This is a genomic window from Microbacterium sp. Leaf151, assembly GCF_001424225.1.
Taxonomy (GTDB): Bacteria; Actinomycetota; Actinomycetes; order Actinomycetales; family Microbacteriaceae; genus Microbacterium.
Map to the genome: position 1 here is coordinate 135,970 of NZ_LMOR01000003.1, position 24,313 is coordinate 160,282.

A 24,313-nucleotide genomic window follows, 5' to 3' on the forward strand; every position below is an offset into this window, starting at 1 on the left:
ACCACCATCAGAAAAGGGCACCCGATCGGGTGCCCTTTCTCGTTGTGTTTGCGATTGCTCAGACGCCGGAGAGCAATGCCTTCGACCTCACCTCGAGGAACGACACCAGTGCGGCGAGCACGACCACCTCGTTCCCGAGATTGACCAGTTCGACGGCGTCGAGCTCGATGGTGGCGTCGCGCGCCTCCATCGTCGCCTTCCAGGCGCCGCCCCCTCCGGAGATGGGCTGCAGGTAGGTGACGGTCTTCGCGCCGCTGAGATCGACGACGATCAGGCCCGAGTCGGGATCCGTCTCGTCTTCCTGCCCGAGGAGTCGGATGTCGCTGCCGGTCAGGTAGCCGAGACCGCGAAACTGAGCCAGCCAGTCCTCGAGGAGGTCCTTGTTCAGAAGGCTTCGTACCGGCACGGCTCTCTCCGATCCATGCGCGTGAATATCACGCGTCCCCTCACATTATGACGGAGGAGATTGGACCGAGGCCAAAATCGAGCTCACGCGGTGCGATCGCGCGAGCGTGGTGGTCGCGCTCAGGCGGCGCGGACCGGGCGTCCGGCAGCGCGAGCAGCGTGCACCGGAGAGTGTGCCGCCTCTTCGGCGGACTCCCACGTGCGCACATCGATGACGAGACCTGACGCGGCGTTGGCCTGGTCGGCCAGGGCGCGCAGATAGTCGCCGACGAGCTGCTCCGGCTCGGTGGATTCGAAGACGAAGCGGAGGGGGATCGCCGGCTGGAGCCAGATGGTGGAGCGTCCGGGCTCGCCCGCGGTGCCGGTCCAGGTGAAGGTGAACGATTCGCCGCGGCGGAGCTTCGTCGAGGCGATGACCTTGATGTATCCCATCAGGCGGTCCGGAAGCGAGATAGGCGCTACGTCGGAACCGTAGAACAGAGTGGCCATTGGGTCTCCTTCGGTCGTGAATGGGGGGTCGGCTAAAAATTAAACTAGCACGTATTTCACCAACTTAATTATTTTCATGAAATGTTCACTTTCTTCACTATGGTGGGGGTAGTGGTCGGCCGGACCACGCTGAGGAGAGGGATGACGTTGTCGCACACCTCGGCGTTGATGACCGCACTCGACGACTACGTGACCGCTCGTGATGAGGCTGTAGCCAAGGCCCGCCGCGATCTGTCGGTCAGTGAGCTCGAGGCGGCGGCGATGTCGCACATCGCAGGCGAGCCCGGCATCCGTCCCTCCGATCTGCGGGGGCGCCTGGGGGTCACCGCTGCCGGCGTGACCACCCTCGTCGACCGCCTCATCGGCCGCGGGCTCCTGCGTCGCGAGCTCGACGCCGACGATCGTCGTGTGAATCACATCCATCTCGAAGTCGATCTCGACTCGGAGCCGTGGGCGGCGCTTCGCCGCTTCCCGCGAGAGGTGGAGTCGGCCGTGCGCGCCGAACCCGCCGAGGTCGCCCGCGCCGCCGCTGAGATCCTCGTGCGCGTCACCGAACGGGTGCGCGTGCGGCTCTGACGACGTCGGGCGAAGGGTGTGCGGTGCGCACGCGCCCCGCGTCGAGTTCCACCACGCGACCGGCGTCGGAGATCAACCGATCGTCATGGCTGACGCACACCACGGTGGCACCGCGGGCGAGTTCATGGGCGATCGCGTCTCGATTGCGTTCCGCGCTCGCTGCATCCAGGCCGGTCGTGGGTTCGTCGAGCAGCAGGATGCCGGCCGTCCGGGCAAGTCCCTGTGCGAGGAGCGCGCGCTGACGCTGGCCACCTGACAGCGAGGCGAAAGGGTGCCGCGCTAGAGGTGCGATGTCGAGTCGCTGCATCGCCGTCTCGATCGCGACACGGTCGGATGTGTCGAGACGACGGATGGCTCCCGCATGTCCCCAGGCGCCGACCGACACGATGTCGCGCACGGTGAGGGGCAGGTGTTCCGACACGGCCGCACGTTGAGGCACGAAGGCGCGGGAGTGCCGGCCTACCTCGACGGAGCCGGAAGACGGCTCCCGCGCACCGGCGAGCACCTCGAGCAGTGTCGACTTTCCCGCGCCGTTCGGGCCGACGATGACCGTCAGCGACCCTGCGACGATGTCGACGTCGACGCCGTCGAGCGCGAGGGTGCCGCGCAAATCGACTCGGAGGGCGCGCGCGACGATGGCTGAGGGGGGCATGGCATCCACTATACGAGTTTGAGAATCATTCTCATTCTCGCTACGGTCGGGCATCGTGACCTGGCTCTTCGATCCCTTCTCGCTCGAGTTCGTGCAGCGCGCGCTGCTCGGCGGCGTTCTCGTGGCGATCCTGTGCGCGATCGCCGGCACCTGGGTGATCGTGCGAGGGATGGCGTTCCTCGGCGAGGCACTGGCGCACGGCATGCTCCCCGGCGTCGCCCTCGCGACCGTGATGGGCCTGCCGGTGCTGCTCGGAGCCGCGGTGAGCGCCGTGGTCATGAGCCTCGGCATCGGGGCGCTGCAACGGCGCGCGAAGCTGTCGTACGACACGAGCATCGGCCTGCTGTTCGTCGGCATGCTCGCGCTCGGAGTCATCGTCATCTCGCACGCCGGGAGCTTCGCGACGGATGCCACGGCCATCCTGTTCGGCGATATCCTGGCCATCGGGGCGGGGGACCTCGTCGTCCTCGCCGTCGCCGTGGTCGTCGGCCTCACCGCGGCCGTCACGGCGCACCGCGCGCTCGTCGCGCTCGCGATCGACGAGCGTGTCGCGCGCGTGCTGGGGCTTGGTCCGCGCGTCGCGCAGACGGTGCTGGTCGGTCTCGTGACCCTCGCCGTCGTCGCGTCGTATCAGGCGGTCGGATCCCTGCTGGTGGTCGGGCTGCTGGTCGCCCCCGCGGTCGCCGCGCGGCAGTGGACGCACCGCATCCCGACGACCATGGTGCTCGCCGCCGCCATCGGTGCCGCGGCGGTCGCGGCGGGACTCCTCATCTCCTGGCACGCCGCAACCGCCGCCGGCGCCACGATCGCGGCCAGCGCCATCGGCGCAGCGGGCGCCTCGTGGGCCCTTCGCGCAAGTCGTGACGCCGTGCGGGGCCGCACGGCATCCCCTGTCCTTCTTCCCGCCTGACCTGGAAAGTCCTCATGCCCCATCCCGCTTCCCCTCGGCGGCTCGCTCCTCTGGGGGCGCTGCTCCTCGTCGCTCTCGCCGGTTGCGCCGCTCCCGCGTCTCCCGCCGGCGACATGCCCACCGACCCCTCGCCCGACACCCACGGTGAGATCGCCGGCGCCGCGGAGCTCGCCGAACCCGCCGTCGGCCTCACCTCGATCGATGGTGAGGGACACGTGTCGCACCTCGACCTGCTCGAGGAGACCACGGCCGATCTCGGCGCCGTGCGCGCTCCGCTCACGATGCATTCGGACGGGCGCTACCTGTTCGCGGCCGACGAGTCCGGGGTCTCGGTCGTCGACAGCGGGGTGTGGACCTGGGATCACGTCGACCACTTCCACTATTACCGCGCCGAGGCGCGCATCCTCGGCGACGTCGAGGGTGAGGGGATCGCGACCGTGGCGACGTCGAACTCATCGACCACCGGCGGCACGGGGCTCTTCTTCCCCGGATCGGGTGAGGCCGTTCTTCTCGACACCGAGGCGCTGTCGACGGGGGAGATCGTCGAGACGTTCCGGCTGCAGACCGTTCCCGGCGCGGGGCTCGTCGTGCCTGCGGGCTCGTTCGCCGCGGTCGCTGCGGGTGGCGAGGTGACGCTGCACGCGACCGACGGCACCGCGGTCGGCGAGGCCGCCGCCTGCACGGACCCCGCCGGCACCATCACCACCCGCGTCGGTGCGGTGATCGGATGCCAAGACTCCGCCCTCCTCATCACCGTCGCCGACGAGCAGCCCGTCGTCGAGCGCATCCCGTACCCCGTGGGCGCGACCGCGCCGCGCGCCACCGCGTTCGCGAATCGCGAGGGGCGGCCGACGGTCGCAGCGGTCGCCGAGGGGGTCGGGGTGTGGATGCTCGACACGCGAGAGCGATCGTGGACGCTTCTGCCGACGGCCGAGCCGGTCGTGCAGGTCACGGCGGTCGACGACAAGGACGCGAACCTGCTCGCCCTCACCGCCGACGGTCGAATGCTGGTGCTCGATGGCGGGACCGGTGCGCTGCGAGCGGCATCCGCTCCGCTCGTGAGCGCGAGCCTGGCGCAGGGACAGCCGGTCAGTCTCATCGCCGACCAGCAGCGCGCCTACCTCAGCGGATCCGCCGAGGGCCGCATGTGGGAACTCGACTTCGCCGACGGCGCACGCATCGCCCGCGAGTTCACGCCCGAGCGCACGCCGCTCTTCGTCGCCGAAACGGGGCGCTGACATGAAGAAATTCCTGGCCGTCGCGCTCACGGCCGCCGTGCTCACCCTCACCGGCTGCGCGGGCGGCGTGGCATCCGATCGCCCGCTCGTCGTGGTGACGACGAACATCCTGGGCGACGTCGTGTCGAACCTCGTCGGCGACGACGTCGAGGTGATGACGCTCATGCGTCCCGGCGCCGACCCGCACTCGTTCGAGATCTCCGCCGCCGAGGCCGCCCGCATGCGCTCCGCCGACCTGCTGGTGGCCAACGGCATCGGCCTCGAGGAGGGACTGCAGCAGCACCTCGATGCCGCGGAATCCGAGGGGGTCCCCACCTTCGTCGCGGGGGCCGCCGTCACCGTGCTTCCGTACACCTCGACCGACGCCGGAGGTGCCGACGATCCGCACTTCTGGACGGATCCCGCACAGATGATCGCCGTCGTCGACGCCCTCACGCCGATTCTCGAGGGAGTGGGCGGTGCCGCTGTCGCCGATCACGCCGCCGCGTACCGTGCGGAACTCACCGATCTGGATGCCGAGATGACCGCCGCCTTCGCCGCGATCCCGACGGAGCGGCGCGCGCTCGTGACCAACCACCACGTCTTCGGCTACCTCGCCGACCGTTTCGACTTCCGTCTGGTGGGGGCTGTCATCCCCGGTGGCACGACCCTCGCCGCTCCCAGCACGAGCGACCTCGCCGACCTCGTGTCGGCGATCGATCGGGCCGGTGTGCCGACCATCTTCGCGGAGTCGTCGTCGCCCGACCGCCTCGTGCGGGCGCTCGCCGATGAGGCCGACCGGCAGGTCGCGGTGGCCGAGCTGTTCACCGAGTCGCTCACCGACGCCGACGGCGGAGCACCCGACTACCTCGCCATGATGCGCGTCAACACCGAGCGCATCCGATCCGGTCTGGCTCCCTGAGCCCGACGCCAGAGCCCCGACACGGCGCACCCCGTCGCCGCGTCATCGCCCGGACCCTCGCACCGCCGCGGGTCCTCACCCAGAAAGAGAATCACATGCGCAGTTCCTCCTTCCGCGCGGATCGCCTCCGCCGCGCGGGCCTGCTCGCCCTCGCGGTCGGGGCCACGGTCGGCCTCTCGGCATGCGCCGGCGGCGCCGGAACCGGCTCGGCCGCTCCCGCCTCCAGCGCCGCCGCTGCGGCCGACACCGGCACCCGCGTCGCCCTGTCGTACCCCGGCGGGGTCGTCGTGCTCGACGGTCAGAGCCTCGAGACCCTCGGCGACTTCACGTCGGAGGAGTTCACCCGCCTGAACTCCGCCGGTGACGGCCGCCATGTCATGGTCACCACGAGCGAGGGCTTCCAGGTCCTGGATGCCGGCACCTCCGGCGTGGAGCCGCAGCTCACCGACCTCGTGTTCGCGGCCGCCAAGCCCGGCCATGTCGTCACGCACGGCGGCAAGACGGTGCTGTACGCCGACGGCACGAGCGACTCCACCATTTTCGACACCGACGCCCTGCTGGCATCCACCGACGAGCTCCCCGCGGTCGAGACCATCCCCGGCGTCGAGGCGCACCACGGTGTGTCGATCGTGCTCGAGGACGGCTCGTTCGTCACGACCGTCGGCAACGCGAACGGCCGCACGGGGATCGTCGTCAAGGACGCTTCGGGTGCGACCGTCGCCGAGAACGCGACCTGCCCCGGCGTGCACGGCGAGGGCACCGCGAAGAACGAGGTCGTCGTCTTCGGCTGCGACAACGGCGCCCTCATCTACGACGACGGCGTGATCACCAAGGTCGAGGCCCCCGACCAGCCGTACGGCCGCTCGGGCAACATGTTCGTCAGTGAGACCAGCCCGCTGGTGCTCGGCGACTACAAGGACGACCGCGACGCGGAGGGCTACTTGCTGCACCGCGTCTCGGTGGTGGACACCGCGGCGAAGACGCAGACCATCGTCGACATGCCGGCGGGGGCCGAGTACACCTTCCGCGACCTGGCCCGCGGCCCCGAGGACCTCGGCTACATCCTCGCCTCCGACGGCGCCATCCACGTGTTCGACCTCGAGTCGGGTGCCTTCACCGAGGCGTTCCCCGTGATCGACGCCTGGGAGGGCCCGGTCGAGTGGCAGGACGCCCACCCCGCGATCAAGGTGTCGGGCGACATCGCCTACGTCACGGAGCCGACGAAGAACGCCGTGCACGCGGTCGATCTGACCACCGGCGAGGTCGTGAAGAGCGCGACGCTGGAGCAGACTCCGAACGAGATCGCGCTCACCAAGTAAGATCCCCCGCTCACCGACCGCCCCGGTCGTACGCCACCTGCAGTGCCGCGCGCACCGCGCGTACACCGGGGCGGTCGGCCGTTCCGCGGCGCACCGCGGTGAACACCTCGCGGCGCGGTTCACCCGGAAGATCGACCAGCCGCACCGGTGGAGTGCCCCCGGCGAAGACGAGGTCGGGGATCATTCCGACCGCGTGACCGGATGCCACCAGCCGCACGTGCGCGGTCAGGTCGGCCATCTCGAAGCGCACGTCGGGTTCGAAGCCCGCGGCCCGGCACTGCTGGGTCGCCCATTGTCGGGCGGCGGTGCCCACGGGTTCCATCACCCATGCGCGATCGCGGAGATCGGCGAGGGTCTCGGCGGGATCGCCGTGCGCGACGGCGAGGTGGATGGCATCCCGCCCCAACAGGCTCCGCTCGATGCCGTCGCGGTGCTCGCGCGTATGACCGGGGTACTGCTCGGCGACGGCGAGGTCGAAGCCGCGCGCCGCGACCTCGAACAGCCCCTCTTCCGGGGCGAGTTCGGCCACCTCGATGCGCAGCAGCGGCTCGCTCTCGGCGAGGGCGTCGAGGGCACGGGGGAGCAGGCCGTGTGCGGCGGACTGCATCACCGCGACGCGCACCGGCGCGAGCGAGGGGCGGAGGCGTTCGAGCTCGGCGCGCGCCGCCTCGTCGGCGTCGAGCATTCGCGCGGCGTGCGCGGCGAGGGCCGCGCCCTGAGCGGTCAACCGGAGGCGCCGGCCGTCGGGCTCGAGAAGAGGCACGCCCGCTTCGCGCTCGAGCAACGAGAGCTGCTGCGAGATCGTCGACGGACTGTACGAGAGAGCGTCGGCGACGGCGGCGAGGGTGCCGCGCATCGACAGTTCGTGCAGCAGGCGCAGACGGCGGAGGTCGAACATGGCATCCCTTCGATCCTGTCGAACATAACCCGTCATCAATCATCGCTTTTCCTGACGGGATGCGGGCCGCATGCTGAGGGCATCCGAGGAAGGATCGCCATGTCGCTCACTGACGCATCTCCCGTCGCATCCGTCACCACCCCCGCCGGGCATGTCACCCCCGCCGGGCATGTCACGCCCGACGAGCAGATTTCGCCCGTCGAGCTGGTCGCGCCCGCCGCGCTGGCCGACGAGGCCATCGCCCTCGTGCGCCGCTGGCTCGCCGAAAGCAGGGAAGAGCCGGTCGACGTCTCCGCCGAGCGCCTGGCCGGGGTGCTGCGCGACCCGCACGGCCTCGACTTCACGGTGGGGTTCGTCGACGGTGTCGTGCGCCCTGACGATGTGCGAGTCGCCGCGCGCAATCTCGCCGCCCTCACCCCCCTCATCCCCGGCTTCCTGCCGCTGCACCTGAAAGCTGCGATCCGTCTCGGCGCCTTCGCCGCGCCGATCCTTCCGCGAGTCGTCGTGCCCGCCGCCCGCACGGCGCTGCGCTCGATGGTGCGCCATCTCATCGTCGACGCCAGCGACCGCAAGCTCGGCGACGCCATCACCTCGATCCGCGGCCGAGGAGACGGCATCCGTCTCAACGTGAACCTGCTCGGTGAGGCGATCCTCGGCAAGAAGGAGGCCGCGCGCAGGCTCGCCGGAACGCGCAAGCTGCTCGCGCGCGCCGACGTGGACTACGTCTCGATCAAGGTGTCGTCCACCGTCGCGCCGCACACGCCGTGGGCCTTCGACGCCGCCGTCGCCGACGCCGTCGCGGCCCTGCGCCCGCTCTACCGGGTGGCCAAGGAGACCGGCACGTTCCTGAACCTCGACATGGAGGAGTTCAAAGACCTCGACCTCACCCTCGCCGTCTTCGAGACGCTGCTCGGCGAGCCCGAGTTCCACGGCGTCGAGGCCGGCATCGTGCTGCAGGCCTACCTTCCCGACGCCCTCGCCGCGATGGTCCGCCTGCAGGAGTGGACCGCCCGGCGCGTGGCATCCGGGGGCGCGCCGATCAAGGTGCGCGTCGTCAAGGGCGCGAACCTTCCGATGGAACGGGTGGATGCCGACGTCCACGACTGGCCGCTGGCCACGTGGCCGTCGAAGCAGGCGACCGACGCGTCATACAAGGCGGTGCTCGACTACGCGCTGCGGCCCGAGCGCACCGCGAACGTGCGGATCGGCGTGGCCGGCCACAACCTGTTCGACGTCGCCCTCGCGTGGCTGCTCGCGGAACGGCGCGGAGTCACCTCGTCGACGGGCACGCCCGGCGTCGAGGTCGAGATGCTGCTCGGCATGGCGACCGCCCAGCAGGCCGTCGTGCGTCGGACCGTCGGCGCGATCCTGCTGTACACCCCGGTCGTGCACCCGCAGGAGTTCGACGTCGCGATCGCGTACCTCATCCGCCGCCTCGAAGAAGGCGCGTCGAGCGAGAACTTCATGTCGGCGGTGTTCGACCTCGACACCCACGCGGCGCTGTTCGCCCGCGAGCGCGACCGCTTCCTGGCATCCCTCGCCGACATGCCCGAGGGTGTTCCGACCTCCCACCGCGTGCAGGATCGCACGGCCGCGGCAGAGCCCGCGCCCACGCATGCGTTCCGCAACACACCCGACTCCGACCCGGCGATCGCGGCCAACCGCGACTGGGCCCGCGCGATCGTCGCGCGGATGGAGCGCTCGGAACTCGGTCGCGCGACCATCGCCGCGCACACCGTGACCGACGAAGGCGCCCTGAACGCGCTGATCCAGGATGCCGCGACGGCGGCCGTGAGCTGGCGGGAGCTGGGGGCTGCGAAGCGCGCTGAGATCCTCCATCGCGCGGGCGACGCGCTCGAGGCCCGTCGAGCCGATCTGCTCGAGGTCATGAGTGCCGAGTGCGGCAAGGTCATCGAGCAGAGCGACCCCGAGGTGTCGGAGGCGATCGACTTCGCGCACTACTACGCCGAGCAGGCGCGCGCGCTCGACGACGTCGACGGCGCGACCTTCACGCCCGTCGGGGTGACGGTGGTCACTCCTCCCTGGAACTTCCCCGTCGCGATCCCCGCCGGCTCGACCCTCGCCGCGCTCGCCGCAGGGTCCGCGGTGGTCATCAAGCCCGCGGGCCTCGCCGAGCGCTCCGGCGCCGTGATGGTCGAGGCGCTCTGGGAGGCGGGCGTGCCCCGCGAGGTGCTCAGGCTCGTGCAGATGTCCGAGAACGACCTCGGTCGTCAGCTGCTCACCCACCCCGCCGTCGAACGGGTCGTGTTGACCGGGGCGTACGAGACCGCCGAGCTGTTCCGCTCCTTCCGCCCCGATCTGCCGCTGCTCGCCGAGACGAGCGGCAAGAACGCCGTGATCGTCACCCCCAGCGCCGACCTCGACCTCGCGGCGAAGGACGTCGCGATGTCGGCCTTCGGCCACGCCGGCCAGAAGTGCTCGGCGGCATCCCTCGTCGTGCTCGTCGGCTCGGTCGCACGCTCGCGTCGCTTCCGCGACCAGCTCGTCGACGCGGTCACCTCGCTCGAAGTCGGGATGCCGTGGGACGAGGCCTCCCGTGTCGGTCCGCTGATCGAGCCGGCCCAGGGGAAGCTTCTCCAGGCCCTCACCTCGCTCGAGCCCGGCCAGCGCTGGGTCGTCGAGCCTCGCCGCCTCGATGACGACGGGATGCTGTGGCGTCCCGGCATCCGCGAGGGCGTGCAGCCGGGGAGCGAGTTCCACCGCACCGAGTACTTCGGACCCGTGCTCGGCATCATGACCGCCGAGACCCTGGATGAGGCGATCGACATCGTCAACGCCATCGAGTACGGCCTCACCTCGGGCCTGCATGCGCTCGACGCGGTGGAGATCGACACGTGGCTCGCGCGTATCGAGGCGGGCAACGTCTACGTCAACCGCGGCACCACGGGTGCGATCGTGCAGCGCCAGCCGTTCGGCGGGTGGAAGAAATCCGCAGTGGGGGCGGGGACGAAGGCCGGCGGCCCGCACTACCTCTTCGGGTTCGGAACGTGGACGGATGCCCAGACTTCGGCGCCGCGGTCCACCGACGCCTTCGCCGCACCGGCGCTGGCCGCCGTGCCCGCGAGCGACCGCGAGTGGCTGGCAGCCGCCCTCTCCAGCGACGCTGCCGCGTGGACGTCGGAATTCTCGCTCGCCCGTGACGTGACGGGGCTCGAGTCGGAGCAGAACGTGCTGCGCTACGCCGCCGTGCCCGTGACCGTGCGGCTCGAGGACGCGTCGGAGACGGCGCTGGTGCGGGTGACCGCGGCGGGTGTGCGGGCGGGGTCGCCGGTGACGGTCAGCACTGCGCGCGAACTGACGCCCGCGGTACGCGCGTGGCTCGAGGGCGTCGGCGTGCGTGCCGCTGTCGAGGACGCCGCCGGCTGGGGTCGCCGCGCCGCGCGCATCGCCCGCACGGGCGGACGCGTCCGGCTGCTCGGCGGCTCACCGGCCGCGGTGGCCGAGGCCACCGGAGGCTCGCCCTCGCTCGCCGTCTACCCGGGCGCGGTCACCCGTGCGGGGCACGTCGAGCTGTTGCCGTTCCTGCGTGAGCAGGCCGTGTCGATCACGGCGCACCGCTTCGGCACTCCTCGTCGCTACGAGGTTCCCCCGCTCGTCGCGCGGTGACCACCGTGGCGGGCGGGGCCGTTCGTTCGGGGCGGCCCCGCCCGTCGGTGTTCTCGTCGTCGGCGTTCCTGCGTCGTCTTCGGCCGGGCAGGGTCGGTCAGGCCGTTCCCGACGCGGCGACACGCTGTGCGGCCCGGCGCACCGAATCCGGCACGGAAGTGTTCGGGTCGGTCTGCGGTGAGGTCACCGGCGCGCCCGCGACGATCCGCAGCGGCAGCATGCCCGCCCACACCCCGCGGTCCTCGCCGTCGTCGTCGACCTCCACGAGGGAGCCCGCGTTGTCCTTGACGCTCGCCTCGGCGAGCGGCAGACGCAGGACCATGGTCGCCGCGATCTCGCGCGCGGTCATCGGGCGCACGTCTTCGCTCCGCCCGGGCATGAGGTGCTCCGACAGCGCGAGGAGCGCGGCCTCCTTCTGCTCCGGGGGGACGACGGATGCGACCCCGTGCACGACGGCGCACCGGTAGCGCATCGAGCTGTCGAAGAGCGACCGGGCGTACTTCAGGCCCAGCAGGTGCGTCACCGTCAGGCAGACCGGGGCGCCGGCGGCGATGCGACGGAAGAAATCGCTTCCGGTCGAGCCGTGAAGGAGCACGTCTTCACCGTCGCGGCCGATGCCGATCGGCAGGGCCACGGGCCGGTCGTCGCGGACGATGGCGAGCGTTCCCGACAGCGCGCCGTCGATCACGTCGTACAGCGCGGCGCGATCCGTGCGCTGGTGGTGTGCGCCGCGGCGGACGCGGGTGAGAGCGGTGAGGGGCAGGTCGGGGACGGGCCGGTCGGTGAGCGGCAGGTCGGTGGGAGACGGATCGGCGTGGGGGCGGTCGGCCCGACCGACGTCGGCGTGGCGCGCTTGCGGGTTCGGCGGGTCGGTCAGGGGCTGTCCAGCGACGGGTACATCGGTCATGATCCGATTGCATCCGTTTTGCTGGACCATGACGTAGTCCGCTTCTCGCGCGTTCTTGTGGACCAGTGGCAGACTTCGTGCGTGATCTCGCTCGGCATCCTGGACCGCCGCTCGACCGTGTCGCTGCACGAGCAACTCGCACACGGACTGCGGGCGGCGGTGCTTGCGGGACGCCTGCGTGGGGGAGAAGCGGTGCCGTCGACGCGCGCGCTCGCCGCCGACCTCGGAGTCGCTCGCGGCACCGTCGTCGCCGCGTACGAGATCCTCGCGGGCGAGGGGTATCTGGTGTCCCGACCGGGGGGTGCGACCGTCGTCGCCGAGGTCACGGCGCATTCACCGTCACCGCGCGCGCGGGCCGACACCGGCACTGTGGAGGAGCCGCCGCCCGTCGATCTGCGTCCGGGGCGGCCCGGTACGACGGGTCTCGCGGATGCGGGGTGGCGCTCGGCGTGGCGGCGGGCGACGGCGGGCGATCCGGATGCGGACGTCCCCGACACAGCGGGTGCGCAGGTTCTGCGTGAGGAGATCGCCCGGTACCTCGGTCGTGCGCGGGGGCTCGATGTGGCGGCATCCGAGGTCGTCGTGACCGCCGGCACCAGCGATGCGATGCTCCTGGCCCTCCTCGCCATGTCGCCTCGTGGCGGCAGGACGACGTTGCGGGTCGGCATCGAGAACCCGGGGTATCCGCGCGTGCACCGGATCCTCCGTCGGCTCGGCATCGAGGCCGTCCCCGTCCCCGTGCGTCTCGGCGCGGGTCTCGACCTCGATGCGGTCGAGCGTCAGCGCGATCTCGATGCGTTCATCGTCACTCCCCACCATCACTACCCGCTCGGAAGTCGGTTGGATGCCGAGGCGCGTGCCCGTCTGCTCGCTTGGGCCGACCGCGAGGACGTCGTCGTCATCGAGGACGATTACGACAGCGAATTCCCCCACGGTCGGGCGCCCCTTCCCCCGCTGCACATGATCGATCCCGCGCGGGTCGTCTTGATCGGCAGTCTGTCGAAGACCCTCACGCCGGCAGTCCGTTGCGGGTGGCTCGTCGCGACCGGCGAGGTGGGTGAGCGGATGCGCGCGGCGCGCGGCGATCTCGATCTCCCGGTCTCGCTCGTGCAGCAGCACGCGCTCGCGCTGTACCTCGCGGAGGGTTCACTCGCACGGCACACGGCGCGGCGGCGGCGCGAGTACCGCCACCGTCGTCGCCTCCTGCTCGAGGCTTTCTCGGGCGTGCCCGGCGTCGACTTGGCGGCCACGGACGGTGGCCTGCATGCGGTGGCGTTACTCCCCGGGAGGGGCGAGGATGCCGAGCGTGCGATCGTCGCGGATCTCGCCGAGCGCGGCATCCGGGTGGCGCCTCTGGCCTCGTACATCTGGGAGGGCGCCGGCTCGTCGCTTCCGGCGGGCATCGTTTTCGGGTACGCCGCGCCATCGACCGTCGTGCTCGTGGAAGCGATCGAGGGGATGCTCGCCGTTCTGCGTGCGCACGTCGGTATCGGTGGTCCCACGGGGCCGATGTCGGAATCGCCTCCGGGCTAGCGCCTGCTCACGGTGGTGGTAGGTAGGTATGGGGGTCCGCTTCCGGCGGACGGCGTCTCGGCCGTCGGTCATCCCGCGCGTCGATAGTTGCTCCACATCGCTGCGAGACTCTGCTCTGCGAGGTCGACGCCATCACTCCACGGCTCAGGGTGGGCGTGATCGAGCCCGTCTGCCTCGATGACGGCACGGCGAATGTCTCGCTTCGCGAAGATGCGGGACGCCTCGACCGCGACGGTCGTCTTGCGTACGCCGGATCGACCCCCGACGAAGATGACTTCGGCCGGCACCGTGACGTCCATCTGTGAAGTGTGTCGGGGCGCGCCCGCCTTCTCCGTGTCTGCGGGGTGTAGCGACGGCCCGAGGTCCGCGCGACCACCGGGTTCGCTGAGAAGTTCCGAACAGACCGCCGCCGAGCAGACCCCGTCAGAATGGTGGCACCGCCGGCGGGTTCGCCGTCCGCGTCGCGCCGTCGTCGTTCGGCAGGAACATCACGCGCGGCGGGGGAGACTCGATCACCTGCTGCCCGAGAGGACTCTCGAAGCGGAGTGTGCCATCCGAGCCCTGTGAGACCGTCCAAGCCGTTTCGGTTTTGAGCGTGTGATGTCGTGTGCACAGGTGGGCGAGGTTGCGGAGGGTGGTCGCCCCTCCGTGCTGCGCTTCGTGATTGTGGTCGATCTGGCATCGCCTCAGCGGAGCGCGGCATCCGGGAGCCCGGCAGTGCTGGTCGCGCGCAGCGAGATACCGCCGCTGGGCTGCGGTCGGGCTGTAGCGGTCGACTTCGAGCACGGTGCCGAGGATCGGATCGCACATCACGCGGTCCCATCCGGGGGCATGCGCGGCCAGGCGTCGTGCCGACTCCGGATCGATGGGGCTGCGCCCAGCGACGGACGCGCCCACGTCGGTGCGACCGAGAAGAGTGAGCACCGGCACAGTGGTCTGCACGTGAGCGCGGATCGCCCCGAGGCCGCCGGGGCAGGTGATTTCGGTCGTCGGGTCGACAGTGGGCGCGGCGGTGAGCAGGAGGTCGGCGCAGACGTCGGCGCCGATCTGAGCAAGAGTGCGCTCGTCGTGGAAGGAGGCCGGCTTGGCGTGGTGTGGGGTGCCCGCCGAGTCGGCGATATCGGCGTCCGACAGGATGACCTTCCCGGTATCCGTCGCCCCCTCGTGACCCCCTGCGGGAGATTCCGTGCCGTGCGGAGCACACACGTTCGTCGATTCCGATGCCGACGTCGGGTGCGATGCCGCGGATCGAATCGCCGCCGCCTGCCGTCTCAGTCGATCGCGGATGCCGTACGCGACCGTCGCAGGCAGGATGACGCTGAGCTCAGCCATGCCGTCGGCCAGGTCGCGAACACTGACTCCTCGCGATTCAGCGGCGCGCGCGTGTCGTGCGGTCATGCCGACGGGGTGCACGCTCTCGGCAAGCTCTCGGGCGAACGCTCGCACCCTGCCCGGCGAATCGCGCTCGGCGCGGGTGAGGACGACCTGCTCCCATCCCCGGCGGGTGTCGTCGTCGTCGATGACGATTCCCGTGTCGAGGATCGCCTGGACGTGGCGCATGCCGATGCGCCCGGACTCGAGGGCGTCGATCGTCGCGGCGAACTTCTCCGTGAGCGCGTGCGCCTCGCCGAGCTCCTTCTGTACGGTCAGGTCGTGCGTCTGCGTTGCGGCACCGATTTCGAGCGCGACGGACCGTACGGGAAGCTCTCGCTCTCGGGACGCTCGTGAGGGGGAGTGCGCGACCTGGTCGAGCGCGATCTGCATGACAGCGGCGCGCGATCGGACCAGCCCGGCCTGCACGCGCGCCAGCTCAATCGTGCCCGCACGGATGAGTCCGACGAGATCACGCAGGTCGTCGGGCTTGTTGCTGCCGTGGCCTTCAGTGCGGGGAGAGCGAGAATCGGACATGCACGTCAGTTTAGAAAATATGTTCGAATGGGTGGTGAAACTTCACCCGTCTCCCTGCGACTTCACCCCCTGCATGCCCGCGGCATCGCGACTACGCAACCGAAACCGCCCGTGTCCGTTGCCCCCGCGCCCCCGGCCTCCGGGACAGAGCCCCGAGCCCGCTCTACCGCTCCAGTATCTCCAGCGCAGCCATCGCCGCGTTCTGCCCCCCGATACCGCTGACCGCCCCGCCCCGCTGCGCGCTCGACCCGCACAGCAGCACGCGCGAGTGCGGTGTCGCCACGCCCCACCGCTCCGCGGGGGAGTGCGCCGGTGAAGACAGCCACGGCCACGACAGTGCGCCGTGGAAGATGTCGCCGCCGACCATGTTCAGCGACGTCTCCAGGTCGGTCGTCGTGCGGGCTTCGATGCACAGCCGCCCGTCGGGCGCACGCAGGATGCAGTCGCGCAACGGCTCGGCCAGCACCGTGTCCAACGATGCCTGCGCTGCCGCCAGCAGCCGTGCCCCCGCGGCGACGGGATCGGTGTCGTCGATGAGGCGATGCGGCACCTGCAGCCCGAACATCGTCAACGTCTGTGCGCCCGACGCCCGCAGGTCGTCGCCGAGGATCGACGGATCGGTCAGCGAGTGGCAGTAGATCTCGACGGGGAGCGGCTCGGGGAGGAGTCCCGCGGATGCCGCCACGTGCGCGGCATCCAACTGGGTCATCGTCTCGTTGACGTGGAAGGTGCCCGAGAACGCGGCCTCGGGGGTGACGGAGGTGTCGCGCAGTCGGGGCAGTCGCGACAGCAGCATGTTGACCTTGACCTGCGCGCCCTCGGGCTGCGGGGCGCCGGTGGTCGCAGAACCGCCCGCGGCGAGTAACCGGTCGAGCACCGCGCTCCCGACGCCGCTGAGCACGAGCTCCCCGTGGAACACCTCCGATCGATCGGTCATGGTGTGCACGTCGCCGTCGGGTGAGACCGAGATGACCTCGACTCCCGTCACGATCTGCGCGCCGGCCTCGCGCGCGGCGCGTTCGAGTTCCGCCGTGACGGCGCCCATGCCTCCGACAGGGACGTCCCAGTGACCGGTCTCGCCGCCGATGACGTGATAGAGGAAGCAGCGGTTCTGCGCGAGCGAGGGGTCGTCCGATGACGCGAACGTACCGATCAGCCCGTCCGTCAACGCGATGCCGCGCACCACGTCGCTCTCGAATGACGCGCGCAGCAGATCGCCGAGCGGACGCTCGGTCAGCGACGAGAACAGTGCGTCGTCCCCGACCCGCTCGCGCACCTCGTCGGCGGTCGGCAGTGGCTCGGTCATCGTCGGGAACACCGCGCGGCCGAGGGGGGCCAGACGCTCCCCGAACGCGGCGTACCGCTCGGCCTCGCCGGTGTCCCCCAGGGTGCGGGTGAAGGACGCGGCCGTCGCCTCGGCATCCCCGGTGTCGATGAGGATGCCGCGCGACGGATCGACCGGATCGGGTGTGTACGAGGAGTACCGGCGCCGCCGCAGCTCGATGCGCAGGCCCAGGTCGTCGATGATCTTCTGCGGCAGAAGGCTGACGAGGTAGGAGTAGCGCGACAGCCGCGCGTCGACCCCGCGCCACGGGCGTTCCGACTCGGCGGCGCCGCCCACGGCATCCGTTCGCTCGATCACCACCACACGACGCCCGGCGCGGGCGAGGTAGGCCGCGGCGACGAGGGCGTTGTGCCCTCCTCCCACGATGACGACGTCGTACCGGCGAGCATCCGAGGCGGTCATGTTATCCACGGTATCCACGGACGCGACTTCGGCGGAGGGGGTGGCGCAGTAGCGTGGATGCCATGACTTCCCCCGCGGATCTCCTCGACATCGCCACACGAATCGCACGAGAGGCCGGCGAGCTGGCTCTCCGTCGCCGCCGCGAGGGAGTCACGGTCGCGGCCACGAAGTCGGCCGCTGCCGACATCGTCACCGCCGCCGATCGCGAGGTCGAGGCCTTCATTCGTGCGGAGCTGGTTCGAGAGCGTCCGGGCGACGGGTTCTTCGGCGAGGAGTCCGACGCCGAGGCCGGCACGAGCGGCATCACCTGGGTCGTCGATCCGATCGACGGCACCGTCAACTACGCCTACGGCATCCCGGCCTGGGCGGTGAGCATCGCCGCCGTCGAGGGCACCGCCGAGACCGCGTCATGGACCGCGCTCGCCGGTGCCGTCTTCAACCCCATCACGGGCGAGCTGTTCCGCGCCGCGCGCGGCGGCGGAGCCTGGCTCGGAGATCAGCGCCTCTCGGTCAGCGAAGTGGGCGAGGCCGGTGGGCTCGTCGCGACGGGCTTCGGCTACAACCCCGAGACGCACGGCCCGGCGCTCGCGCAGCTGTCGCGCGTCATGCCGATCGCACGCGACGTGCGTCGCATCGGTGCGGCCTCGCTCGACCTGGCATCCGTCGCCGCCGGTCGCGTCGACGCCTATTACGAGAGCGGGACCCACCCCTGGGATCACGCAGCCGGGGCCTTGCTGGTCGAAGAGGCCGGGGGGCGTGTCGGCGGCGCGCCCGGCGGTCGCCCGGGCAACGGCATGGTCATCGCGTCCGGCCCCGACTTCTTCTCGCGGCTCGAGCCGCTGCTCGACTTCGAGAGGTGACCCCCTCCCGCTCATCGCATTCTCAGATGACGGGGGTAGAGTGTTTACCAGTTCGTTATCTTCCGCAACCCGAACCTGCGGAAATGGCCAAGCCCCACAGCCCGAAGCCGTCGCCCGAGCGCGACACGACACGAGAGCCCTCGCGCGTTGCCGTCAGAAGCCTTCCCGACTGAGCCTGCCCCCACCCGGCGGTCCCGTCGCCCCCTCGCCCCTGCCCACGAGGCCGCCATCCGGCCGACTCGAGTCGAGATGCGTCGCCACGGTGCGAGCGACCCGGCCCCGGCCGACGCCGAGAACGCCGCGCAGCCCGAGCTGATCGAGAACGTGGCCGCCGCCGTCCTCGAGACGGTCATCGCCGCGACGATCGACGCCACGCTCCCCGAGACGGATGCCGCGCCCTCGGCCGATGCAGAACCCGACGCCCTCGAGGTCACCGTCGTCGACGAGCGCTCCTCCGACGAGGTCGCCGTCATCCTCCAGAGCACCGACAGCGACAGCGCCACGACGCCCGTCACGCTGCCGACTTCCCCGATCACCCTTCCGGTCTCGTCGCGTCGTTCGCGCCGTCGCCCGCAGGAGGCGGTCATCCTCGACAGCGCCGAAACGCCCGAGTCGCCGGCCGCCGCGGTGTCCGTCGCAGATGCACCCGCCGCCGAGGCGCCGCGCGCCGAGCAGGCCCCGGATGCCGCTGGCGTCCCCGTCGACGACGAATTCACGTCGGCCGCGCGCCTCTTTTCGTTCACCGGCGAGACCGCCGTTCAGCAGAACCGCGTGGTCGCTCCCGTGCAGCCCGTCGCCGAGGGTCTTCCGGCCGCGGCGACGACCGGCTCGCGCCGCAACGTGCGCCGCATCGCGGCCACGTCGTTCTCCGTCGGCGTCATGGGCGTCGTGGGTCTGCTGACGGTGGGCATGACCATGCCGGTCAGCGCCCTCGCCTCGGCGAACGGCACCGACAGCGTCACCGCGAGCGAAAGCGTCACCACCCGGCTCGCCGTCGGCGGCGACGTCGCGGCATCCGAGGGTGCCATCCAGGCCTACGTCGCGCCCGCCGCGGCGCAAGCGGCTGTCGTCGACCGCTCCGACGGCTACAGCGCGACCACCTACGCGCAGATGGCCGCCGACTCGGGGATCACGAACCCGTCCAACTTCTACGTCAACGACCCCACAGCGCCCATCCAATGGCCCTTCGCGGTCGGTGTGCCCATCACGTACGGCTTCGGCATGCGCGACGGCACCATGCACGAGGGTGCCGACTTCGTGCCCGGCGAGGGCTCGCCCGTCCAGTCGATCGCCGACGGCACCGTCCGCATCGCGACCGAGCAGGGTGGCGCCTTCGGCGTCACGGTTCTGATCGATCACGAGATCGACGGTCAGCTCATCTCGAGCCGGTACGGGCACATGCAGTACGGCTCGCTGCAGGTCACCCAGGGTCAGCACGTGAAGGTCGGTCAGTTCCTCGGCCGCACCGGCAACACGGGCCGCTCGTTCGGTGCCCACACGCACGTCGAGATCCTGCAGAACGGCACCACGCCGATCGATCCGATCGTGTGGCTGCGTCAGCACACCGGCGGCTGACCCGATTGGTGAGAGGGTGTCGCGGTCTGATAACCTCTTCAAGTTGCCCGGAGCGATCCGGGTACGCCCCGATAGCTCAGTGGTAGAGCACTTCCATGGTAAGGAAGGGGTCGTCAGTTCAATCCTGACTCGGGGCTCAAGGTGTCCACCTCTGAATAGTGGATGCCGTGCGGCGGGGTAGCTCAGTTGGTGAGAGCGCACGACTCATAATCGTGAGGTCGCGGGTTCAAGCCCCGCTCCCGCTACCGAAGACACAGAGAAGCCCCGGCTCGCGCCGGGGCTTCTGTCGTCTTGGCTCAGGCCGCGCGTCGGCCGCTCTGCCGGTCCCATTCCAACGACTTCCACTGCAGGAAAGTGCAGAGGTTGCTGGCGATGACGTACTCGGCGGCGAGGCTGGCGATGTCGTGCACCGACATCACCAGGTCATCCGGCCGCTCGGTGAGCGTCAACTCCCATATCGGGTCGTCGTAACTGCGCGGCTTCATGAAGATGGACGTCGACGCGTTCCGCAGTCGCAGGATGACGAGCCCGGTGTCGTCGCTGTCCCCGTCTTCCTGAGGAGCGACGGTGATGGAGCCGGCGATGCAGTGCTCTTCCTGCTCGAACTCCTTCACCCAGCTTTCGAGCTGTGCGTGGGAGCGGCGGGGTGGCGAGTCTTCGAGCGGTCGCATATGGGGAGTATGCCACCCCGGCGGCCTCGACCCCCGCGGATGCGCTCGCCTCGACAGGTGCAGGCGGAGTGTGCGACACGCGCTGCGTCGAGGCAACCCCCTGAGGTTTCCCATCGGCGACGGCTAGCGTGCGCCCATGCCGAACAGTATCGAGCGGATCCACCTCACGGTGGATGGTTCGACGTTCGCGCTGGGTCCCCTCGAGGGCTTGGACGACTTGCGGGACCAGGTGCTGCGCGCCGCCCGAGCCGCCGGCGGCTTCCTCAACGTCACCGTCGACGGCGGTCAACGCCTCAGCTTCTTCGTGACGACGACGACGTCGATCGTCATCGCGGTCGCGACCGTGCCGCTCAGCGCCGACACGGCCGACGGACGGGGGCTGCAGCACGCCCCGAGGATCGACCGGGACTACAGCGACGGAGACATTCCCTTCGACGCCATCTAGGCGCGCACGCACCGACGCGACTCGTGTGCGGGCGATGGCCGTGATCGAGATGCGCGCAATGAAGCGACCCCCTATGCGGAGGACGGCTCGGGCCCCCCGGCACTCAATCCCAGCGCGTGTCTCGCTCTTCGTCGTCTCCCTCGCGCGCAAGGTCCGCTGCGACCCACTCCACCTGGAACCCGCATTCGCGACACTCGTCGGCCCGGATGCCCTCGTCGAGGAGCGGATGCATCGTCACGCCGCAGGCGGGGCAGATGGGCTGTGCCTCGTCGGCGAAGGCGTTCGTGTAACTCATGGACCCTCCGTTCCCGCGGTGACATCTCGACTGCGCCCGCAGCGCGGATAACGTCGGAGCATGCCTGCTTCTTCCGCCCGCCTGGGTTTCGGTCTGGCCGCTGTCGGCCGGCCGGCGTACATCACCACCGATCGCGATGCCGATCTGGGCGATCCGGTCGACCGCTCGATCCCGGCGCTACGGGGGCGCGCACACCTCCTGCTCGATGAGGCGTGGGGTCTCGGCATCCGTTACATCGACGTGGCGCGCTCCTACGGGCTCGCCGAGGAGTTCCTCGGGGGCTGGCTCGCGGCGCATCCCGGCAGGCGTTCCGGGATCGTGATCGGCTCCAAATGGGGCTACGCCTACGTCGGCGGGTGGAAGATGGATGCCGCCGTGCACGAGCGCAAAGAGCACTCGGCGGCGATGTTCGACCGGCAGTGGCCCGAGACGCTCGCGGCCCTCGGCTCGGCGCCGGATTTCTTCCTGATCCATTCCGTCACCCCCGACAGTCCCGCGCTCGCTGACATCGAGGTGCTCCAGCGGGTGCGACGCCTGCGGGCCGAGGGCGTGCGGGTGGGGCTGTCCACGAGTGGTCCGCACCAGGCCGACGTCATCCGCGCCGCGATGCGCCTGGACGACAGTCCCTTCACCGTCGTGCAGTCCACCTGGAACCTGCGAGAGTCCTCGGCCGGCGCCGCGCTGGTCGAGGCGCACGACGCGGGCTGGACCGTGGTGGTCAAAGAAGCGCTGGCCAACGGCGAACTCGCGTCCGCCGTGCCGGGCGGAGCACTCGCGTCTGCGGCATCCGGGGTCGCCCCCGACCTCTTCGCGCTCGGTGCGGCGCTCTCGCAGCCGTTCGCGGACATCGTGCTGAGCGGGGCGACGACGCTCGCTCACCTCCGCCGCGGCGTCGAGGCGCGAGCCCTGGAGGTCGACCGCTCGGTGCTCGCCGAGCTCGCGACCGATCCGAGCGACTACTGGCGCCGCCGGTCGGAACGCCCCTGGCGCTGAGCCGTCCGCGCGTTCTGCGGGGGCCCGCGGCTCGCCGGCGCCGGATCCCGCGGCAGCGCTTCCCGCGCCAAAGCCCACGATGGCACTCCGGCGCCGGATCCCGCGGCAGCATTCCGCGCGAAAGCCCGCAACGGCACTCCCACGCGGAAGAGCACGGCGGCACCCCGGCGAGGAAAGCCGCCCCCGGCCCTGCCCTAAGCGGACCGGCAGGTCAGGGAACGCACCGCACGTCGGCGACACTGCCCGACACGTTCGCCCACGAGCCCGCGATCGCGGTGGCCAGCACCGACCCCGACGACGACCGCGCCTGCGCGTAACCGGCGGAGCGGGCGTTGGCGATGGAGCGCACCGTCATGCCGGGTGCGTATGTTCCGCACGACGACCACGACACTCGTGTGCCCGACAGCCCCGTGCCGTTGAAGGCGCATACGTTCCCGGTGGCGCAGCTGCCGACGGCCTTGTCATCTTCGGGAGGGACGTCCATGCTCATGCCGAGCTCGGGCCAGTGCGCGTGGGTCGCGTCGATCACGACCCCGCCGGGGAGGTCCTCGAGGGCCGCGGCGATGTCGGGGTGGAGGTTCTCGGGTGCGGTCATTGCGGAGCGTCCTTCCTGTCGCGTACATCCCACAGGATGTAGTCGGTGATCGATCCGGCGGGGAGCTTGAGGTTGGGGCTGTCCTCGATGAGAGCCGATTCGTACCCCACGATGCGGCCCGTCTCCGTGGAGATGAGCAGCGTGACGTCGGAGGTGGTCGCGGTCGAGGGGATGCCGCCGAGCCCGACGACAGGGCGACCCAGGCGGTCGTTCGTGACGCCGAGGACGCGCAGCCCGGGGGCGGATGCGACCACGTCGAGCAGGGCCGACTGCTGGCTCCCCGTGAGCGTCCATTCGCTCTGCAAGGACCGCACTCCCAGCATCACGTCACCCGCCGTGAGGGCTTCGCTCGCGCCCGTCGAGGCGACGATCAGCGATCGCATGGCGTCAGCGGTCGGCGCGGGTGGTGTGCGCGAGAGCGGGGAGAACTGGTTCTGCACGAACTGCAGATCGCCCACCACGGTGCCGGGGGTCGGATCGTCCGCGGGCACCGTGTCGCCGTCGGCGTTGGTCGCCTCGGCCGCGAGGGTGACGATCGACCCGGAGAGATTCTCGGCCCAGCGCACGTCCACCCACTCGCGACGGAAGACCGTGGCCTCCGCTTCATCGGGCGAGCCGCTGAAGTACCACCCCAGCGACAGCGATCGACGCTCCGGCGCGAGCGGCGTCGTCGACTCGGCCAGACGGAGCTGCGCTTCGGCGATGACCCGCGACGCATCGTCGGCGACGGCGGAGTAGACGAGGGGCTTGGGGGTGAGGGCGTGGGCCGAGGGTGCCGGCATCCAGAGCACTCCCGACACGATGGCGAGCACGAGCACCACGGCCGCGGCGGCGGAGGCGATGGCGAGGGTCGGACGGCGTCGACGGGTGCCGGGACGGCCGACGATCTCGCGCAGACGTCGTTCCGCGTCGAGAGGGATCGGGGCGTCGACCGGGGTACGCGCGGGGTCCAGGCGGCGCAGTGCACCGGCGAGCTCATCGTCGTTCATCGCGCACCTCCTCGCCGGTCGAGGTCGAACTCAGAAGCAGGGGGCGTAGTCGTGCGCGCAGACGGTTGAGCCGCGTCCACACGGCGCCCTCGCTCAGCCCGATCACGACCGCGACCTCGGCGGCGGAGAGTTCCTCCCAGTACGTCAGCCAGAGTATTTCGCGCTCGCGTTCGGGCAGCGCCCGGATGGCATCCAGCAGCCGCGCGGTCATCGTGGGCTCCGCCTCGCTCGCGAGGGTGCGTACGTGGTCCTCGATATGCGTCCACAGGGCCCCCTCTCGATCACGTCGCCGGTATTCATTCGCAATGAGATTGCGTGCGGTGCGGTACAACCACGGCAGTCCGAACGGCTCTCGGGGATCGCGTTTGCGCCAGGCGATCTCGAAGCAGTCCATCGTGAGGTCGGCGGCGGCCTCGCGATCCGAGACGCGCCGTTCGATGAATCGGAGAACGGCGTTGTGGTGCTCGCGGAAGAGCGCCACGAAATCCGACTCGTCGATCACCGGTGTAGGTCTCCGTGCATTCGAAAAGGAAGTGTTTGGACAAGGCGAATCCTTACACGTCGAAGTGACGGAGATTTTTTTCGGGGGGCTGTAAGGATCGTCGTCCGGTAGACACCGCACTGATGGGGGTGGGTGTCCTCTCCGGCTTCGAGACGACACCCGCACGCCCGCCGACAGATGTTCGGGACTGACCTCGGCGGGTGAGGGGTTGCACTGCGTGGGGGCAGTGCAACCCCTCGGATCTCCGCCATCGATCCAGGATGCCAGAGCGCCCGCGT

24 protein-coding genes and 2 tRNA genes are annotated in these 24,313 nt (G+C 70.5%); 13 read left to right on the forward strand and 13 right to left on the reverse strand.

Annotation, left to right across the window (positions count from 1 at the left end; translation table 11 throughout):
• Positions 1-58 precede the first annotated feature (58 nt).
• Together ASF76_RS08185 and ASF76_RS08190 are read right to left on the reverse strand one after the other, a co-directional pair.
• The gene (locus ASF76_RS08185) at positions 59-406 is read right to left on the reverse strand and encodes a hypothetical protein (protein WP_055955893.1); all 348 of its coding nucleotides are present in this window, start codon (positions 404-406) and stop codon (positions 59-61) included.
• A gap of 119 nt (positions 407-525) precedes the next feature.
• Positions 526-894 (reverse strand): DUF7882 family protein, encoded by a 369-nt coding sequence (locus tag ASF76_RS08190; protein ID WP_055955896.1) that lies wholly within the window; start codon positions 892-894, stop codon positions 526-528.
• A gap of 141 nt (positions 895-1,035) precedes the next feature.
• Here ASF76_RS08190 and ASF76_RS08195 point away from each other — a divergent pair, with 141 nt between their 5' ends.
• Positions 1,036-1,470: a MarR family winged helix-turn-helix transcriptional regulator gene (locus ASF76_RS08195; protein ID WP_055955900.1), complete on the forward strand. Its 435-nt coding sequence runs from the start codon at positions 1,036-1,038 to the stop codon at positions 1,468-1,470.
• On the opposite strand, the gene aztA is transcribed toward ASF76_RS08195, so the two are convergent.
• Positions 1,442-2,122, reverse strand: coding sequence for a zinc ABC transporter ATP-binding protein AztA (aztA, locus tag ASF76_RS08200; protein ID WP_055955903.1), 681 nt, complete (start codon positions 2,120-2,122; stop codon positions 1,442-1,444). The genes ASF76_RS08195 and aztA overlap by 29 nt on opposite strands.
• 55 nt (positions 2,123-2,177) lie before the next feature.
• Here aztA and aztB point away from each other — a divergent pair, with 55 nt between their 5' ends.
• The 4 genes from aztB to aztD all read left to right on the forward strand — a co-directional run bounded on the left by aztB (position 2,178) and on the right by aztD (position 6,490).
• Positions 2,178-3,032 carry a zinc ABC transporter permease AztB gene (gene aztB, locus ASF76_RS08205; RefSeq protein ID WP_055955907.1) on the forward strand — a complete coding sequence of 285 codons (855 nt, stop codon included), beginning with the start codon at positions 2,178-2,180 and terminating at the stop codon, positions 3,030-3,032.
• Positions 3,033-3,046: 14 nt separating this feature from the next.
• Positions 3,047-4,270, forward strand: a complete 1,224-nt coding sequence (locus ASF76_RS08210; RefSeq protein ID WP_055955910.1) for a hypothetical protein — start codon at positions 3,047-3,049, stop codon at positions 4,268-4,270.
• A gap of 1 nt (position 4,271) precedes the next feature.
• Entirely contained in the window at positions 4,272-5,171 is a 900-nt protein-coding gene (aztC, locus tag ASF76_RS08215) for a zinc ABC transporter substrate-binding protein AztC (protein WP_055955914.1), read from the forward strand.
• Between the two features lie 95 nt (positions 5,172-5,266).
• On the forward strand, positions 5,267-6,490 hold the full coding sequence (gene aztD, locus ASF76_RS08220) for a zinc metallochaperone AztD (protein WP_055955917.1): 1,224 nt from the start codon (positions 5,267-5,269) through the stop codon (positions 6,488-6,490).
• Positions 6,491-6,500: 10 nt separating this feature from the next.
• Here aztD and ASF76_RS08225 read toward each other — a convergent pair whose 3' ends face one another.
• Complete coding sequence (locus ASF76_RS08225; RefSeq protein WP_055955921.1) at positions 6,501-7,388, reverse strand: LysR family transcriptional regulator; 888 nt, start codon at positions 7,386-7,388, stop codon at positions 6,501-6,503.
• A gap of 99 nt (positions 7,389-7,487) precedes the next feature.
• Here ASF76_RS08225 and ASF76_RS08230 point away from each other — a divergent pair, with 99 nt between their 5' ends.
• Positions 7,488-11,015, forward strand: a complete 3,528-nt coding sequence (locus ASF76_RS08230; RefSeq protein WP_235561266.1) for a bifunctional proline dehydrogenase/L-glutamate gamma-semialdehyde dehydrogenase — start codon at positions 7,488-7,490, stop codon at positions 11,013-11,015.
• Between the two features lie 97 nt (positions 11,016-11,112).
• Here the strand turns inward: ASF76_RS08230 and ASF76_RS08235 are convergent, their stop codons facing one another.
• A complete protein-coding gene (locus ASF76_RS08235) occupies positions 11,113-11,922 on the reverse strand; it encodes a pyridoxamine 5'-phosphate oxidase family protein (protein WP_082484994.1) in 810 nt (269 codons plus the stop codon).
• An 81-nt stretch (positions 11,923-12,003) separates the two neighbouring features.
• Here ASF76_RS08235 and pdxR point away from each other — a divergent pair, with 81 nt between their 5' ends.
• Entirely contained in the window at positions 12,004-13,455 is a 1,452-nt protein-coding gene (gene pdxR / locus ASF76_RS08240) for a MocR-like pyridoxine biosynthesis transcription factor PdxR (RefSeq protein WP_162240811.1), read from the forward strand.
• A 68-nt stretch (positions 13,456-13,523) separates the two neighbouring features.
• Here the strand turns inward: pdxR and ASF76_RS08245 are convergent, their stop codons facing one another.
• The 3 genes from ASF76_RS08245 to ASF76_RS08255 form a co-directional block, all read right to left on the reverse strand.
• Positions 13,524-13,754: a hypothetical protein gene (locus ASF76_RS08245; RefSeq protein WP_055955928.1), complete on the reverse strand. Its 231-nt coding sequence runs from the start codon at positions 13,752-13,754 to the stop codon at positions 13,524-13,526.
• 124 nt (positions 13,755-13,878) lie between these two features.
• Positions 13,879-15,363 (reverse strand): HNH endonuclease, encoded by a 1,485-nt coding sequence (locus tag ASF76_RS08250; RefSeq protein ID WP_055955931.1) that lies wholly within the window; start codon positions 15,361-15,363, stop codon positions 13,879-13,881.
• Between the two features lie 163 nt (positions 15,364-15,526).
• The gene (locus ASF76_RS08255) at positions 15,527-17,110 is read right to left on the reverse strand and encodes a phytoene desaturase family protein (protein ID WP_055955933.1); all 1,584 of its coding nucleotides are present in this window, start codon (positions 17,108-17,110) and stop codon (positions 15,527-15,529) included.
• A gap of 62 nt (positions 17,111-17,172) precedes the next feature.
• Here ASF76_RS08255 and ASF76_RS08260 point away from each other — a divergent pair, with 62 nt between their 5' ends.
• The 4 genes from ASF76_RS08260 to ASF76_RS08275 all read left to right on the forward strand — a co-directional run bounded on the left by ASF76_RS08260 (position 17,173) and on the right by ASF76_RS08275 (position 19,790).
• A complete protein-coding gene (locus ASF76_RS08260; protein ID WP_055955937.1) occupies positions 17,173-17,970 on the forward strand; it encodes an inositol monophosphatase family protein in 798 nt (265 codons plus the stop codon).
• A 249-nt stretch (positions 17,971-18,219) separates the two neighbouring features.
• Positions 18,220-19,545 carry a M23 family metallopeptidase gene (locus ASF76_RS08265; protein WP_055955940.1) on the forward strand — a complete coding sequence of 442 codons (1,326 nt, stop codon included), beginning with the start codon at positions 18,220-18,222 and terminating at the stop codon, positions 19,543-19,545.
• A gap of 65 nt (positions 19,546-19,610) precedes the next feature.
• Positions 19,611-19,682: transfer RNA gene (locus tag ASF76_RS08270), tRNA-Thr, on the forward strand.
• A 34-nt stretch (positions 19,683-19,716) separates the two neighbouring features.
• A tRNA-Met gene (locus ASF76_RS08275) sits at positions 19,717-19,790 on the forward strand.
• Between the two features lie 51 nt (positions 19,791-19,841).
• Here the strand turns inward: ASF76_RS08275 and ASF76_RS08280 are convergent.
• Entirely contained in the window at positions 19,842-20,216 is a 375-nt protein-coding gene (locus tag ASF76_RS08280) for a hypothetical protein (RefSeq protein ID WP_156459193.1), read from the reverse strand.
• A gap of 136 nt (positions 20,217-20,352) precedes the next feature.
• Between ASF76_RS08280 and ASF76_RS08285 the strand changes: the two genes are divergently transcribed.
• The gene (locus ASF76_RS08285; RefSeq protein WP_055955946.1) at positions 20,353-20,661 is read left to right on the forward strand and encodes a hypothetical protein; all 309 of its coding nucleotides are present in this window, start codon (positions 20,353-20,355) and stop codon (positions 20,659-20,661) included.
• 103 nt (positions 20,662-20,764) lie between these two features.
• Here ASF76_RS08285 and ASF76_RS08290 read toward each other — a convergent pair whose 3' ends face one another.
• Positions 20,765-20,956 carry a zf-TFIIB domain-containing protein gene (locus tag ASF76_RS08290; protein ID WP_055955949.1) on the reverse strand — a complete coding sequence of 64 codons (192 nt, stop codon included), beginning with the start codon at positions 20,954-20,956 and terminating at the stop codon, positions 20,765-20,767.
• A gap of 60 nt (positions 20,957-21,016) precedes the next feature.
• Between ASF76_RS08290 and ASF76_RS08295 the strand changes: the two genes are divergently transcribed.
• A complete protein-coding gene (locus ASF76_RS08295; protein WP_055955951.1) occupies positions 21,017-21,949 on the forward strand; it encodes an aldo/keto reductase in 933 nt (310 codons plus the stop codon).
• Positions 21,950-22,160: 211 nt separating this feature from the next.
• Here the strand turns inward: ASF76_RS08295 and ASF76_RS08300 are convergent, their stop codons facing one another.
• From ASF76_RS08300 to ASF76_RS17195, 3 genes are read right to left on the reverse strand one after another with little or no spacing between them, the layout of a single operon-like run.
• Entirely contained in the window at positions 22,161-22,544 is a 384-nt protein-coding gene (locus ASF76_RS08300; protein WP_055955956.1) for a hypothetical protein, read from the reverse strand.
• A complete protein-coding gene (locus ASF76_RS08305) occupies positions 22,541-23,533 on the reverse strand; it encodes a hypothetical protein (protein ID WP_055955959.1) in 993 nt (330 codons plus the stop codon). The genes ASF76_RS08300 and ASF76_RS08305 overlap by 4 nt, the downstream gene beginning before the upstream one ends.
• Positions 23,520-24,035, reverse strand: coding sequence for an RNA polymerase sigma factor (locus ASF76_RS17195; RefSeq protein WP_055955962.1), 516 nt, complete (start codon positions 24,033-24,035; stop codon positions 23,520-23,522). Before ASF76_RS17195 ends, ASF76_RS08305 begins: the two co-directional genes overlap by 14 nt.
• Positions 24,036-24,313: the final 278 nt, after the last annotated feature.

Bases quoted from the DNA above. Each gene is read 5' to 3' on its own strand.
- ASF76_RS08260 (WP_055955937.1), top strand. From the start codon at position 17,173: ATGACTTCCCCCGCGGATCTCCTCGACATCGCCACACGAATCGCACGA.
- ASF76_RS08235 (WP_082484994.1), bottom strand. From the start codon at position 11,922: ATGACCGATGTACCCGTCGCTGGACAGCCCCTGACCGACCCGCCGAAC.
- aztD (WP_055955917.1), top strand. From the start codon at position 5,267: ATGCGCAGTTCCTCCTTCCGCGCGGATCGCCTCCGCCGCGCGGGCCTG.
- ASF76_RS08210 (WP_055955910.1), top strand. From the start codon at position 3,047: ATGCCCCATCCCGCTTCCCCTCGGCGGCTCGCTCCTCTGGGGGCGCTG.
- ASF76_RS08300 (WP_055955956.1), bottom strand. From the start codon at position 22,544: ATGACCGCACCCGAGAACCTCCACCCCGACATCGCCGCGGCCCTCGAG.
- aztC (WP_055955914.1), top strand. From the start codon at position 4,272: ATGAAGAAATTCCTGGCCGTCGCGCTCACGGCCGCCGTGCTCACCCTC.
- aztA (WP_055955903.1), bottom strand. From the start codon at position 2,122: ATGCCCCCCTCAGCCATCGTCGCGCGCGCCCTCCGAGTCGATTTGCGC.
- ASF76_RS08280 (WP_156459193.1), bottom strand. From the start codon at position 20,216: ATGCGACCGCTCGAAGACTCGCCACCCCGCCGCTCCCACGCACAGCTC.
- ASF76_RS08295 (WP_055955951.1), top strand. From the start codon at position 21,017: ATGCCTGCTTCTTCCGCCCGCCTGGGTTTCGGTCTGGCCGCTGTCGGC.
- ASF76_RS08255 (WP_055955933.1), bottom strand. From the start codon at position 17,110: ATGACCGCCTCGGATGCTCGCCGGTACGACGTCGTCATCGTGGGAGGA.
- ASF76_RS08250 (WP_055955931.1), bottom strand. From the start codon at position 15,363: ATGTCCGATTCTCGCTCTCCCCGCACTGAAGGCCACGGCAGCAACAAG.
- ASF76_RS08285 (WP_055955946.1), top strand. From the start codon at position 20,353: ATGCCGAACAGTATCGAGCGGATCCACCTCACGGTGGATGGTTCGACG.
- ASF76_RS08195 (WP_055955900.1), top strand. From the start codon at position 1,036: ATGACGTTGTCGCACACCTCGGCGTTGATGACCGCACTCGACGACTAC.
- ASF76_RS08230 (WP_235561266.1), top strand. From the start codon at position 7,488: ATGTCGCTCACTGACGCATCTCCCGTCGCATCCGTCACCACCCCCGCC.
- ASF76_RS08265 (WP_055955940.1), top strand. From the start codon at position 18,220: ATGCGTCGCCACGGTGCGAGCGACCCGGCCCCGGCCGACGCCGAGAAC.
- ASF76_RS08245 (WP_055955928.1), bottom strand. From the start codon at position 13,754: ATGGACGTCACGGTGCCGGCCGAAGTCATCTTCGTCGGGGGTCGATCC.
- ASF76_RS08290 (WP_055955949.1), bottom strand. From the start codon at position 20,956: ATGAGTTACACGAACGCCTTCGCCGACGAGGCACAGCCCATCTGCCCC.
- ASF76_RS08305 (WP_055955959.1), bottom strand. From the start codon at position 23,533: ATGAACGACGATGAGCTCGCCGGTGCACTGCGCCGCCTGGACCCCGCG.
- ASF76_RS08225 (WP_055955921.1), bottom strand. From the start codon at position 7,388: ATGTTCGACCTCCGCCGTCTGCGCCTGCTGCACGAACTGTCGATGCGC.
- ASF76_RS08190 (WP_055955896.1), bottom strand. From the start codon at position 894: ATGGCCACTCTGTTCTACGGTTCCGACGTAGCGCCTATCTCGCTTCCG.